Below are 12,981 nucleotides of genomic sequence, written 5' to 3' on the forward strand. Positions count from 1 at the left end.
CTAAGTCGTTGTGAGAAAAACAAAACGCGTCACAATAAAAGACATCGCGGAGCTGGCGGGGGTATCAAAAGCCACCGCCAGCCTGGTACTGAACGGACGCAGCAAAGAGCTTCGGGTGGCGGAAGAAACGCGCGAGCGCGTGCTGGCGATTGCGAAAGAGCATCACTATCAGCCCAGCATACACGCCCGCTCGCTGCGGGATAACCGCAGCCACACCGTCGGCCTTGTGGTGCCGGAGATCACCAACTACGGTTTCGCCGTCTTTTCTCACGAGCTGGAGACGCTCTGCCGCGAGGCGGGCGTCCAGCTGCTGATCTCCTGCAACGATGAAAACCCGGGGCAGGAAACCGTGGTGGTCAATAACATGGTTGCGCGCCAGGTCGACGGCCTTATTGTCGCCTCCAGCATGCTCAGCGACGCTGACTATCAAAAGCTGAGCGAACAGTTGCCCGTTGTTCTGTTTGACCGCCACATGAACGACAGCTCTCTGCCGCTGGTCATAACCGACTCCATTACCCCCACGGCGGCACTGGTGGCTGACATTGCACGCCAGCATCCTGATGAGTTCTATTTTATCGGCGGCCAGCCGCGCCTTTCACCGACGCGCGATCGTCTTGAGGGGTTTAAGCAAGGCCTGCGTGAGGCCAACGTTGAGCTGCGCCCGGAGTGGATCATTCACGGCAGTTACCACCCAAGCTCAGGATATGAGATGTTTGCCGAGCTTTGCGCGCGCTTAGGCCGCCCGCCAAAAGCGCTTTTCACCGCCGCCTGCGGCCTGCTGGAGGGCGTGCTGCGCTATATGGGCCAGCATAACCTGCTGCAAAGCGATATCCGTCTTGCCAGTTTTGACGATCACTACCTCTACGACTCGCTCACGCTCCCTGTCGATACAGTCCGTCAGGATAATCGCCAGCTGGCATGGCACTGCTTTGATCTGATCGGCAAGCTGATTGAAGGTGAATCCCCGGAACCGTTGCAGCGAAAGCTGGATGCGACCCTGCAGCGGCGGTATAAGCCTACAGGGATGTAGGCCGGATAAGCGCAGCGCCACTCGGCAAAAAAAAACTGCACATATTCAGCAATATTTTTCCCTCTCATTCGTCTACCTCATCACACGCCATAATCATTGAAAGCAAACGAGGTAAAGATGAGAGATTTCACTCTGCACGGAAGAGAACGCGGACGCGGGTTTGGCCGCCATCGTATGGGCAAGGGGCTGGTGATTGGCGCGGTGATTTTCGTCGCGCTGGGCCTGCTGGTAATGTCCCTGTGGAACGCCTTACTCCCGGCCATTCTGGGCGTGAAGGCCATCGGTTTCTGGCAGGCGCTGGGAATTCTGGTCCTGAGCCGGATTTTGTTCGGCGGCCTCGGATTTCGTCCGGGCATGTTCGGCGCGCACCGACGCATGCATGAGCGCTGGATGAAGATGACGCCAGAGCAGCGGGAAGCCTTTATGCAGCAGCGGCGCGAAGGGTTTGGTCGTCACGGGCATGGTCACTGCGGCAGGCACGGGCATCGGGACGATAAACGTGACGACACTGCCGCAAAAGCGCCGGAAGCGGAGTGAGCGAGGTGAAGGCCGGAGAAGCGGGTGGCTCCCTGCTCATGTCGGCCATCAGCGCCTGTCGCTCCCGGCTTAGCGCCTTTATACGCGGACGAACGGCAATCCGCGATGATGCGGAAGATATCCTGCAGGAAGTGACCTACCAGCTGATGAAAGTGGAGCAGCCGGTAGAGAACGTCGCCGCGTGGCTGTTCCGCGCTGCCCGCAACGAAATGACCGACCGGGCGCGGAAAAAGCGTGAAGTTCCGTTCTCCGGCTATTTCACCGCGGATGATGAAGAGGGTTTTGCGGAAGATGAGATAGCCGAAACGCTGTTCGGCGTACCGCAAACGCCGGATGAGGCGTATCTCAACGCGCTGCAATGGGAGGAACTGGAGCAGGCCCTGAGCGAGCTTCCGCCGCCCCAGCGCGAGGTTTTCGAGAAAACCGAGCTTCAGGGGTTCAGCATTAAAAGGCTGGCGGAGGAAACGGGCGCCAGCGAGCAGGCGTTGCTATCGCGCAAGCATAAAGCGGTCCTTTCGCTGCGCACGCGGCTGCGTGACGTGTATGACGCGCTAACGGGCGAGTAAGCACGTCAGACAAAACCTTACAATGCCGGGACTTGTAGATTCATCACTATCGTTTATGATCGGGGCGTCTGATAATTCTGGAACGTTATGCGCAACCGTCAGCTTCCTGGAAAATTGCTTTTGATAATCACGTGCCTGGCGATGGTGATTTGCCTCGTTCAGCGTGCGGTCTATCTTAACCATTTTTTACAGGGACTGGGGCAGGAGACGCAAACGACCCTGACTGTCGACGCCCCCGTTCAAAAAGGGGATGTTGAGCCATCCGGGCCTTCGCCCTGTCAGCTAGGCGCTCACTCGCTGCTTTGCGCTCAGCCGCTGTTCTTTGACGGCGCGCTGGCGGCCATCATTATCTTCCTCGCCCTGATCCCGCTCCTCGCTGAAGCCCAAATCCGGCCTTTCAGGGAACAACCCGTTCAGGCACCGCCCCCCAGGATACACCTCAAAAACTGCGTTTTCCGTGAATGAAAATCATCGTCACCACGCGATAATTTTCACTATTCACGGAGTAAAACATGTTTAAGGTATTCAGGGGATTCGTCTTCCTGTTGCTGTCCTGCGTTGGCATAGCCCATGCGGCAGATACAGGCTGGCTGGTTTCTCCGCAAAACGATCATGCCCGTATTCGCTTTCAGGCGGAAAGGGATCACAACCGCATTATTGGCCTGCTGAGCGTCGAGCTGCAGCCCGGCTGGAAGACCTACTGGCGTTCACCCGGCGAGGGCGGCGTTGCGCCGAAAATCAGCTGGCCGAGCGGCGTAAAAGACGACTGGTACTGGCCGGTGCCTTCGCGTTTCGACATCTCCGGTATGACCACCCAGGGCTACCACAACCGCGTCGCTATTCCGATAGTGCTCACCGGAGCACAGGCCGACGCGCTTGAGGGTACGCTTACGCTCTCGACCTGCAGCAACGTCTGTCTGTTAACGGACTATACGCTGCATCTCGACTTAACCATCCCTGCACCAGAGGGGTTTCGTGCTGCCTTTGAACAGGCGATGCGTTCAATTCCCGATGATTCAGGCGTCTCATCGAATCTCACCGCCTGGTTTTCCGACGGCAACCTGATGATTACCGGGACGACGGAGGGCGAATGGGTCACGCCGGGGATCTACTTTGATCCGCTGGAGGGCGATATTCTGCCGGGCGAACCGGTCATCAAGCACAGCGGGAACCAGCTGAACGTATCCGTTCCGGTGACGGATGAGTGGGGCGATAAGCCTGCCTCGCTGGAAGGGAAGGCCGTGTCGTTTGTGCTTACCAATGGCGATAACGCTCAGCAAACGGTGATAAACGTGGGGGCGAAGCCTGCTGAATCGGGTGAACAAGGGTCGTCTTCCGGGGTGGGCAAAATGCTGGCCTTTGCGCTGCTGGGCGGGCTGATCCTGAACCTGATGCCCTGCGTGCTGCCGGTGATGGGCATGAAGCTCAGCGGCGTCCTTCAGGCAGGTTCAGACCAGCGAAAGATTCGCCTGCGTTTTCTGGCGACCAGCGCCGGTATCCTGACGTCCTTTGCGCTGCTGGCGGCGATGGTGACCGCGCTCAAGCTAGCCGGCGCGTCGCTGGGATGGGGAATTCAGTTCCAGAACCCCTGGTTTATCGGCCTGATGGTCGCCGTGACGTTTCTCTTCGCCCTGAATCTCTTCGGTGCTTTTGAGGTTTTACTCCCTTCCTCCGCAACCGGGCGGCTGGCGACGGCAGGCGGAACGGGGATTACCGGCAGCTTCTGCGAAGGCGTATTTGCCACGCTGCTCGCCACGCCGTGCTCGGCACCTTTCCTCGGGACTGCCGTGGCCTTTGCGCTGGCTGCACCGCTGCATTTGCTGTGGCTCATCTTCCTGATGCTGGGCGTGGGCATGAGTTTACCCTGGCTGTTCGTTGCCCTGATCCCTAAAACCGCCGGGTGGCTTCCAAAACCAGGACGCTGGATGAACGCGCTGAAGGTCATACTCGGCCTGATGATGCTGGCCTCCAGCCTCTGGCTGACGACGCTGCTCGGCCTGCATCTTGGCGAGGCGGTCAGCCACGTTATGATGCTGATCCTGACGGTGGTAGCGATCGCGGCGTACGGGATTACCGGGCAAAAAACGTCACCGCTTTTCTGGTGCGTGGTCATCGCATTGTCTGTTTTTGCGGGATATCAGCTGCGCGGGGCGATCATCCCATCGCCCGCTACCGCTCAGCGAAATGATGCTCAGACGATCCCGTGGCAGCCGCTAAGCGAAGAGGCTATACGGGCTGCGCTTGCGCAGGGGAAGCGCGTTTTTGTGGATATCTCGGCGGACTGGTGCGTCACCTGTAAGGTCAATGAGCATCGTGTGCTGAACCAGCCCGATCTGATCGCCGCCCTGCGTCAGGAGGACGTGGTGGCGCTTCGCGGCGACTGGAGCCGGCCCTCCGCGCTCATCGCGGATTTCCTGGAGAAGCGAAACCGCTACGCCATCCCGTTCAATCAGGTGTATGGCCCCGGATTACCGGAGGGAGAGATCCTCTCTCCGTTGCTGGATAAAAACACGCTGATGACGACCCTGAACAATGCTAAAGGCTAACCCTGCTATGAAAAAAATCGTTATTACGCTGCTGCTGCTTTTCGTGTCGGCACAGGCCATGTCCGCGGAACCGCTGACGGCAGAACAAGAGCAGCGCGCTCAAAAGATGGTGTACGATTTCCTGTTTAACGACCCTGACTCACCGCGGATCGGAGCCAAAAATCCCACGCTCACGCTGGTGGTGTTTACGGACTATAACTGCCCGTACTGCAAAAAATTCGATCCTTATTTAGAGAAGATCGTCGAAAAATACCCGGACGTGGCGGTAGTGTTTAAGTTTCTGCCCTTTCGCTCGGAAAGCTCGCTGACCTCCGCGCGCGATGCCCTGACCGTCTGGCGTTCGCATCCGGAACAGTTTATGAAGCTCAACGAAACCCTGATGGCGAAAAAGGGCTATCACGACGACGCCAGCATAAAGGAGGCGCAGAGGCGGGCCGGGGTGAACGTCACGGCGCCTGATGATGAAAGCCTGATAACCATCAAACGTAGCCTGATCGTTGCCGAAAAAATGGGTATTCAGGGAACGCCTGCAACCCTAATAGGCGAGGGGCTGCTGCCTGGCTGGGTGCCGTACGAACAGTTCGATGAAATGGTCAGCGACGCGCTGAAAAACCGCTAACCTGAAGGGGGCTTGATGCCCCCGACAATACCGGAGAGGGAAATGAAAAAATTAGCGTTACTTTCGCTGCTGATGGCGTCAGGGCTTGCTCAGGCAGCCGAGTCGATTCCGGACGTCATAAAAAATTTCGGACAGCAGCAGGATATCAAGATCGTGAAGAAGATCGCCGCGCCCGGTGGCGCACCCGCCTGGCTGGGGCAGTATCAGGATATGGGCGTGATGCTCTTTTTAACGCCCGACGGGAAGCATGTGATTTCCGGTTATCTTTATGATGATAAAGGCAAAAATCTCAGCGAAGGCTATTTCCAGAAGGAGCTCTACGCGCCGATGGGGCGCGAAATGTGGAAGACGCTCAACGCGGCGCATCCTTTGAAAGAAGGGGCGGATAACGCGCCGCGCAAAGTTTTCGTGTTTGCCGATCCGTTCTGCCCGTACTGCAAGGCGTTCTGGGCTGAAGCGCAGCCGTGGGTGAAGGCGGGTAAAGTCCAGCTGAACACGCTGCTGGTGGCGTTTCTCAACCCTAACAGCGGGCGCAATGCGTCCGCGATCCTGAACGCTAAAGATCCGGTCGCGGCCTGGAAAGAGTATGAGCTTTCCGGCGGGAAAAAGCTGCCGAAACCAGAAGGCGCGGCCACGCGCGAAACCGTTGAAATACTGCAGAAGCACCAGGCGTTAATGGACAGCCTCGGGGCGAACGCCACGCCGGCGATTTACTACCTGAACGACGAAAACGAACTTCAGCAGGTGGTCGGTATGCCGAACGCGGCGCAGCTTGAAGCGATGTTTGGGCCGAAGCCGTAAAAACAAAAGGCAGGAGCATCGCGCTTCTGCCTTTTTAACCGTTTAACTTCCCCAGCGGTTGCGGAGGTAGCTCACCGCTTCCTGCGTTTGCGGCTGGTTGAGGTAGTCCTCGCGGAAGAGAATGGTGCCATTGACGTTCGGCAGGGAGTCGTTCAGGTCGAGCTGTTTCTTCAGCTCCGGCACGCCGCCCTGGACCGTCCAGTCCGGCTCATTTTTCGATGGCTCACCCACCTTATAAAACGCAATGCCAATATACAGGCGCGTATGCGTCGGTTTCACCACCTCGGCCCACCATTTTGTCAGCACGTCATAGCGGGCGGCATCCCGGGCGAACGGCCAGTATATCTGCGGCGCGATGTAGTCCAGCAGCCCTTGCTGCACCCACTGGCGCGTATCGGCGTAGGATTCGTCATAAGCCGCCGCCCCCCGGGTATCGGAACCCGCCGGATCGAACGAACGGTTGCGCCAGACGCCGGCCGGGCTGACGCCAAACTCAACGTCGGGTTTCGTCTGTTTAATCGCTCTGGACACCTGCACGATCAGCTGCTGGGTGTTGTGGCGTCGCCAGTCGGCTTTGGAGGCAAAGCCCTGGCCGTACCGTCTGTACGTCTGCAGGTCATTGAGCGCAGAGCCTGGCGATTCGGTGTAAAAGTAATCGTCAAACTGGACGCCGTCTATCGGGTAGTTCGCCACCACTTCGGTAACGACTTTGGTTATCCAGTCGCGCACCTCCGGGATGCCGGGATCGAGAACAAAGCGATCGCCGGAGACGCGAACCCACTCGGGATGCTGCACGTACACGCTGGAAGGATGCTGCGACGACGTCCGGTTAAGAGCCGCAATGGTTGAAGGCCGGGTATTCGTGGATACGCGATAAGGGTTGAACCAGGCATGGACCTTCATCACGCGCTTATGCGCTTCATCCAGCATAAACTGCAGCGGATCGTATCCCGGGTACTCGCCAATATTCCCCGTCAGCATATCGGACCAGGGCAGGATTTTCGACGACCAGAGCGCGGTGCTGTCGGGCTTTACCTGGAAGAAAACCGTATTGATGCCGAGGCCCTGCAGTTTATCCAGCTTATCCTTCAGCGCCTGCTTTTGCTGCGCGATGCGCATTTCCGCGCTTTTACCGTTTACCGATGAAACCGGAGGCCAGTCGAGTCGTGAGACGGTTGCCAGCCAAATCCCACGCATCGGCTCGCCGGCGTGCTGAGAGGGTTTACCCACCGGCGGAAGGGGGGTGACGAGTGATTTCGGTGGTTTAGATGCACAACTAACAAGTAAAAGTGCGCAGCCAACCAGCGCACCAATCCGTTTTACATGTCGCGTCATTTGCGTATTAGCTCTTAGTGATCCGACTATTGGCCCAGGGGTTAAAGGCGGGTTCTTCCGGTTCGCGTGTTCCCTCTTCGTTAAGGGAATCAAGGTACAGGGCCTCAACCTCCGCGCGCGCCCACGGCGTGCGGCGCAGGAATTTCAGGCTCGACTTCACGCTTGGGTCTTTTCTGAAGCAGTTAATTTTGATTCGGTCGCCCAACTCGCTCCAGCCATATCGCGCCACCAGGGCGTTGACCTGCATTTCGAGCGTTACGCCATGTAAAGGATCTTTAGAACCAGGAGTACTCATAGGCGTCAGGTTGTCTCATTGTTAGTGGGGATGAACGATGAGAGGGTACAAGAAAGCGGGAAAGGGGGCAATTCAAGCATGAGATCCTTCACCACAGAAAAGGGTGAAGGATCGGGTTTTCGCCGTTCGCGTTATTTTTTAAACAGTTCCGGTGCCCACGGCGTTGGGTCCACGTCCATAAACGGCGCGCGTTCAAAGCGGGACTTCAGCGCCCACGGCACGGTGCAGTCGAAGATCGTTTTACAGCTGATGCCGTTGCCGCGAATCGAATGGCTGTAGTCCGATGCCTGGGACGGGTCCAGCTGGTGGCCGCGGATCCCCGGCAGATTGGTGATGCTGACATCCCCCTGCATTCGGGTAGTCATCGCCCAGAGAATGTCGTCGCTGTCGAAGATATCCACGTCTTCGTCGACAAGGATGATATTTTTAAGCTCCGAATAGGTGGCAAGGGCGATCAGCGCGGCCTGGCCCTGACGTCCTTCGTCGGAAGGCTGACGTTTTTTCACCTGCAAAATACCGAGGAATTTACCGCCGCCCGCGGTATGGGCATAGACGTTTTGCAGAAAGCCGGGGATCGCTTCTTCAACCGCGTTGCGGATGCTGGCCTCCGTGGGTAAACCGGCCAGAGTGGTGTGCTCTTCGCCCGGCCCGACCAGCGTCTGCAGGATGGCGTGATTGCGCATCGTCACGGCTTTGACCTTGATAACGGGCAGGGAGGGATTCGCTTCGCCGCAGTAGCCGGGGAATTCCGGCATCGCGTGTCCGGTATTGGTGTGCTGATCTTCCCGGACGCGCACGCCCGGCAGCAGTTCGCCCTCAATGATGATTTCCGCACGGGCAATGGCTTTTTCCTGCACCGCCACGCCCTGTACCAGCTCAACCGGTTTCTGGCGTAATGCGCCCGCCACGCCTAACTCGTTGTAGCCAAACGGCGTGGTAGGTGCCTCAAAGCAGGCACCGATATAAATAGCCGGGTCCAGCCCCATATTGATGGTCACCGGCAGCGGTTTACCCGCCTCTTCAGCTTTCTTACGGAACACTTCGATATGGCGGCCGGCGGCAAGGAACATGGAAAGCTCGTCGCGCTCCTGCACGCAGAGGCGGTGAATGGTGACGTCGGTCAGCGAAGCGTCTTCCGGATCGCTCGCCAGCACCAGGCCAAGGCAGAAAAACGGGCCTGCATCTATCGGGGTGTTGGTTGGGGCGGGCAGAAGCTTGCGCAGGTCAAAATCAGGATCGTCGGCGTAAAATACCTGTTCCTGACAGGGGGCCTGCGTGGCCGGAACGACGACCGGCGCGATCGGCGCTTTTACCGCCTGGCCCACGTGCTTTGCCAGTTCGGAGGGTTCGCAGCCCAGCAGCAGCGCCGCGCGCTCCCGGCTGGCGTGCATCCCCACCAGGATGCGTGAGCCAGGGTAGCCCTTCACGCTGTTAAACATCATGGCCGGCCCGGTGCGGGTAGGCCGTTTCACCGTACCGCCTGCGCCGATGTGGCGATAGACGCCCGCCAGCTCGGCGTTGGGATCGACCGGGTGATAAGTTTCAATATACTGGCCTTCGTGTTGCTGCAGCAGGTCGATGGCGCTTCTGAGATCGTTGATTGGGTTTTCCATAGTTTTCTCCCTCGGATGAATGCCACCATTGTTATTCGAACGAGGGATACCATCAATTGCATCATTAATGCTATTTTGATATGAAAATTCATATCAATTTTCGGAGGCCCGCTATGCAGTTTCGACTGATGCGCAATTTCATCGCTGTCGCTGAGGAACTCCACATGCACCGGGCGGCAGAGCGCCTGAACATGGCGCAGCCCGCGCTGAGCCAGCAGATTAAAACCCTGGAAGAACGCCTGGGCGTGACGTTATTCAGCCGGGCGAACCGGCGCCTGACGCTGACGCCGGCCGGGGAAGCGTTCCTGAATAAATCCAGAGTTGCCATCGCCATGACGGAGCAGGCGATCCTTGACGCCCGACAAACGGCGAGAGGCGAGCAGGGGCTATTAAATCTGGGATGCGTATCGAGCGCCATGTTCGACAGCAGGCTGCCTGCGGTCCTGCGCGAGCTGCACGCTAAGTGGCCAGCTATCAACATTTCCCTGATGACGGGGAACGTGCAAAACCTGTATGCCGCCGTGCAGAGCAACCAGCTGGATGTCGCCATCATCCGCGCACCGCTCCCGATGCTTCCCGACGATCTGCAAAGCCGCCCCTTTACCACCGAGAAAACGGTGCTGGCGCTGCCGCGTCAACATTCGCTCGCCGGTTCCGCCGCGCTGACGCTCGCATCCGTGAAGGACGAAAAGTGGATTTCCCTGCGCGATCCCGAGGGCATGGGTCTGGAGCAATACTTTTATGACGTCTGCAGCGGCGCAGGGTTCCAGCCTCACGTCGTGCAAAACGCCACCGATGTGCCCACGGTGATTAGCCTTGTCGCCGCGGGGTTTGGTATCGCCTTGCTGCCCGCCTCGGCGCGGGCGGTGAGTTTAGAAAATGTGGTCTATGCGGATATCATCGACCGCCTCAAGAAGAGCGAGCTGACGCTGGTGTGCCACCGCGTCATTCGCTCGGAGGTGTTAAAGCGGTTTCTGCATACGCTTGAAGGCTAGCGCCCGGCGTATTTTCATTTGGCATCGCGGTTGGTATAGGTCACCGGGACCCAGGCGTAGCCGCTACGTTCGCCCTTCATCACGTAGCCAATGCCCGGAAACGGCAGGTGCGGTGCCGCAATCAAATCTCTGTTTTCCACAAAATCCGCAAAGGCGTGATTGCGCACGCGCGCCGCGCCGTCCTGGTCTTGATCGTAGACGATAGTGATATTGGGCTGCGGGAACTGCACTGCCGCGACGTGGATAATATCGCCAACAAAGGTCACCTTTTCACCTTTGCTCTCCAGCGTGTAAAACGCCGAACCCGGCGTGTGTCCGGGGTGAACCGTGCCGGTAATGCCAGGCAGCAGCGCCTCGGTGCCGGAGAACGACTGAACTTTACCGGCATCAAGGTACGGCTTCAGGGTTTTGCGCGCGACGTCGAAGAAATTCTGGCTGTAGCCGGTTTTTTTCTGATTTTCTTCGTTAAAGAAAAAGTCGATATCCGGTTTGCCGACGAACACCCGTGCGTTGGTGAAGACACGCTGTCCGTCTTTCACCAGGCCCCCAGCGTGGTCGGAGTGGGCGTGGGTCAGCAGGATGTCGGTGATATCCTCCGGCTTGATGCCCTGCGTCGCCAGGCTTTCCATCAGCCGCCCGCCGTTGCCTGGGCCAAAGAGCTGGCCGGACCCGGTGTCCACCAGAACTTTGTGGCCGGGTAGGGCGAAGTAGTAGACGTTAATAGAGGCTTCAACGGGATTGGTCTGGGCGTTTTTCGCCAGCAGCGCGTCGGTGTTTTGCTCGCTCGTGCGGCGCAGTAATTTGTGAAGGTCCTGCGCCACGCTGCCGTCGGTAAACGACGTCACAATGACGCTTCCTACCTGAACGTTGTAGCCGCCCGCCTGCTGCTTTGCAACGTGCTGTGGCGTATTGGCCGCCGCGTGCATGACAGGGTAAAAAAGCAGTGAACAGGCTAACAGCGTTGGTAGCGCGAATTTTTTAACGGTGAACATGATGGGCTCCTCGATCGTTACTCCATCATAGTTCAAACAGAGTGTTTCAGGAGGCGTGACCTGCCCCTAAATTGAACAGGTCACAGGAGACATTAGAGAACGCCGGTACCGCCGTCGGAGCACCACACCTGGCCGGAGGCGTAGGAACAGGTATCCGAAGCAAACAGCACGTACAGCGGGGCGATTTCAACCGGCTGGCCCGGCCTGCCCAGCGGCGTGTCTTCGCCAAACTGCTGAACCTTCGACTGCGGCTGACCGCCGCTCGACTGCAGCGGCGTCCAGTACGGGCCGGGCGCTACCGCGTTAACCCGGATGCCGCGCGGCCCAAGCTGCTTGGCAAGCGATTTGGTAAACGCCACGTTGCAGGCTTTGGTCTGCGCGTAGTCCACCAGAATTTCGCTGGGTTTGAAGGCCTGAACGGAGGAGGTATTGATGATAACGGCGCCTTCCTTCAGATGGCGCAGCGCGGCCTTGGTGATCCAGAAGGGCGCGTAAACGTTGGTTTTGAACGTGGCGTCAAAATCGGCGGTGGTAAGATTGTCGATGGATTCGCAATACTGCTGGCGACCCGCGTTATTGACCAGAATATCCAGCCCTCCAAGCTCCGCAACGGCTTTTTCTACCAGCGTGTCGCAAAACGACTCAACGCGAATGTCGCCGGGAATGGCAACGGCCTTGCGGCCTTCGGCCTGGATCAGCGCAATTACGGCTGCCGCGTCAGACTCTTCCTCCGGCAGGTAGCCAATCGCGACGTCGGCACCTTCTCGCGCATAGGCGATGGCAACCGCGCGGCCAATCCCGGAATCTCCGCCGGTGATCAGCGCTTTTTTGCCGGCCAGCTTTCCTGAACCGATATAACTTGTTTCACCATGATCCGGTAACGGTTTCATTTCCGATGCCAGCCCGGGTGCCAGCTGCGGTTGTTCCGCAAAAGGCGGACGAGGGTAATGCAGCGTGTGGTTATTTCCTGTAGACATACCGGCCTCCTTAATAGTGAATTTCAAGATTAGCCGCAAATTAAGCGCTGGTTTGCAAAATTCACAAATTCAGATAAATCTCTATTTCTTGTTCAGGCATAAATATCTGCGTCACGTCAGCATGTAATACCAGAACAGCGCGACCTCATCTTTTTCCGGTAATGCATTGTAGAGATAACGATCGTATCCCCCCAGGGTAAAGCCATAATGACGGTAGAACAGGCACGCCGAAACGTTCACGTTTTGCGTTTCAAGCCTGAGCCCGGGGGCACTGACGCTGCGCGCCCAGACGTGCGCTGCAGCCATTAGCTTATGCGCCGCTCCCGTTCTGCGTTTGCCACGCTCTACCGCGATGTAATCAACGGAAATAAATTTATTCCAGCCCAGGGATGCGGTAATAAACCCCACGATATCGTCCTCATCCGTTTCGGCGACCAGAAATATCGCATCCGGGTTGACGCAATGATTTTCCAGCGTCTGGAGATCGAGCTCATACGTTTTTAGATAAGGCTCATTAAGCGCCTCGATATGCAGGTCACAATGGATAAAAGGCTCTCTTGCAATTTGATTCACCGTAAAAGAAAAATCACAACATTCAATGCGGGGGAGGTCCGTACTTAATCCTTTTCGAATCTGCATGGTATTCCTTATGTCAGCGTAATAAATAAAGAATAG

The 12,981-nt window shown here is 57.6% G+C and carries 14 protein-coding genes; 8 read left to right on the forward strand and 6 right to left on the reverse strand.

What is annotated here, in order from left to right:
- Positions 1 to 10 precede the first annotated feature (10 nt).
- The 7 genes from E0L20_RS02885 to dsbG all read left to right on the forward strand — a co-directional run bounded on the left by E0L20_RS02885 (position 11) and on the right by dsbG (position 6,099).
- Entirely contained in the window at positions 11 to 1,030 is a 1,020-nt protein-coding gene (locus tag E0L20_RS02885) for a LacI family DNA-binding transcriptional regulator (protein ID WP_131632602.1), read from the forward strand.
- Between the two features lie 117 nt (positions 1,031 to 1,147).
- Positions 1,148 to 1,567, forward strand: coding sequence for a hypothetical protein (locus E0L20_RS02890; protein ID WP_131632603.1), 420 nt, complete (start codon positions 1,148 to 1,150; stop codon positions 1,565 to 1,567).
- Positions 1,564 to 2,133 (forward strand): RNA polymerase sigma factor, encoded by a 570-nt coding sequence (locus tag E0L20_RS02895; RefSeq protein WP_131632604.1) that lies wholly within the window; start codon positions 1,564 to 1,566, stop codon positions 2,131 to 2,133. Before E0L20_RS02890 ends, E0L20_RS02895 begins: the two co-directional genes overlap by 4 nt.
- Before the next feature lie 87 nt (positions 2,134 to 2,220).
- Positions 2,221 to 2,598: a hypothetical protein gene (locus E0L20_RS02900; RefSeq protein WP_131632605.1), complete on the forward strand. Its 378-nt coding sequence runs from the start codon at positions 2,221 to 2,223 to the stop codon at positions 2,596 to 2,598.
- Between the two features lie 47 nt (positions 2,599 to 2,645).
- Entirely contained in the window at positions 2,646 to 4,679 is a 2,034-nt protein-coding gene (locus tag E0L20_RS02905) for a protein-disulfide reductase DsbD family protein (RefSeq protein WP_131632606.1), read from the forward strand.
- A 7-nt stretch (positions 4,680 to 4,686) separates the two neighbouring features.
- On the forward strand, positions 4,687 to 5,298 hold the full coding sequence (locus tag E0L20_RS02910; RefSeq protein WP_131632607.1) for a DsbA family protein: 612 nt from the start codon (positions 4,687 to 4,689) through the stop codon (positions 5,296 to 5,298).
- A 42-nt stretch (positions 5,299 to 5,340) separates the two neighbouring features.
- Positions 5,341 to 6,099, forward strand: a complete 759-nt coding sequence (gene dsbG, locus E0L20_RS02915) for a thiol:disulfide interchange protein DsbG (protein ID WP_131632608.1) — start codon at positions 5,341 to 5,343, stop codon at positions 6,097 to 6,099.
- 42 nt (positions 6,100 to 6,141) lie between these two features.
- Here dsbG and E0L20_RS02920 read toward each other — a convergent pair whose 3' ends face one another.
- The 3 genes from E0L20_RS02920 to E0L20_RS02930 all read right to left on the reverse strand — a co-directional run bounded on the left by E0L20_RS02920 (position 6,142) and on the right by E0L20_RS02930 (position 9,342).
- Positions 6,142 to 7,434 (reverse strand): glycoside hydrolase family 10-like protein, encoded by a 1,293-nt coding sequence (locus E0L20_RS02920; protein WP_131632609.1) that lies wholly within the window; start codon positions 7,432 to 7,434, stop codon positions 6,142 to 6,144.
- Between the two features lie 7 nt (positions 7,435 to 7,441).
- Positions 7,442 to 7,729 (reverse strand): VF530 family protein, encoded by a 288-nt coding sequence (locus E0L20_RS02925; protein WP_131632610.1) that lies wholly within the window; start codon positions 7,727 to 7,729, stop codon positions 7,442 to 7,444.
- Between the two features lie 131 nt (positions 7,730 to 7,860).
- Positions 7,861 to 9,342, reverse strand: coding sequence for a UbiD family decarboxylase (locus tag E0L20_RS02930; protein ID WP_131632611.1), 1,482 nt, complete (start codon positions 9,340 to 9,342; stop codon positions 7,861 to 7,863).
- Positions 9,343 to 9,455: 113 nt separating this feature from the next.
- Here E0L20_RS02930 and E0L20_RS02935 point away from each other — a divergent pair, with 113 nt between their 5' ends.
- Positions 9,456 to 10,337, forward strand: coding sequence for a LysR substrate-binding domain-containing protein (locus E0L20_RS02935; RefSeq protein WP_131632612.1), 882 nt, complete (start codon positions 9,456 to 9,458; stop codon positions 10,335 to 10,337).
- A 14-nt stretch (positions 10,338 to 10,351) separates the two neighbouring features.
- Here E0L20_RS02935 and E0L20_RS02940 read toward each other — a convergent pair whose 3' ends face one another.
- From E0L20_RS02940 to E0L20_RS02950, 3 genes are all read right to left on the reverse strand, one after another.
- The gene (locus tag E0L20_RS02940) at positions 10,352 to 11,329 is read right to left on the reverse strand and encodes an MBL fold metallo-hydrolase (RefSeq protein ID WP_131632613.1); all 978 of its coding nucleotides are present in this window, start codon (positions 11,327 to 11,329) and stop codon (positions 10,352 to 10,354) included.
- Between the two features lie 92 nt (positions 11,330 to 11,421).
- A complete protein-coding gene (locus tag E0L20_RS02945) occupies positions 11,422 to 12,306 on the reverse strand; it encodes an SDR family oxidoreductase (RefSeq protein WP_131632614.1) in 885 nt (294 codons plus the stop codon).
- A 111-nt stretch (positions 12,307 to 12,417) separates the two neighbouring features.
- Positions 12,418 to 12,945, reverse strand: a complete 528-nt coding sequence (locus E0L20_RS02950; RefSeq protein WP_131632615.1) for a GNAT family N-acetyltransferase — start codon at positions 12,943 to 12,945, stop codon at positions 12,418 to 12,420.
- Between the last annotated feature and the right edge of the window lie 36 nt (positions 12,946 to 12,981).

It is taken from the genome of Enterobacter wuhouensis (genome assembly GCF_004331265.1).
In the GTDB taxonomy this organism is placed as follows: Bacteria; Pseudomonadota; Gammaproteobacteria; order Enterobacterales; family Enterobacteriaceae; genus Enterobacter; species Enterobacter wuhouensis.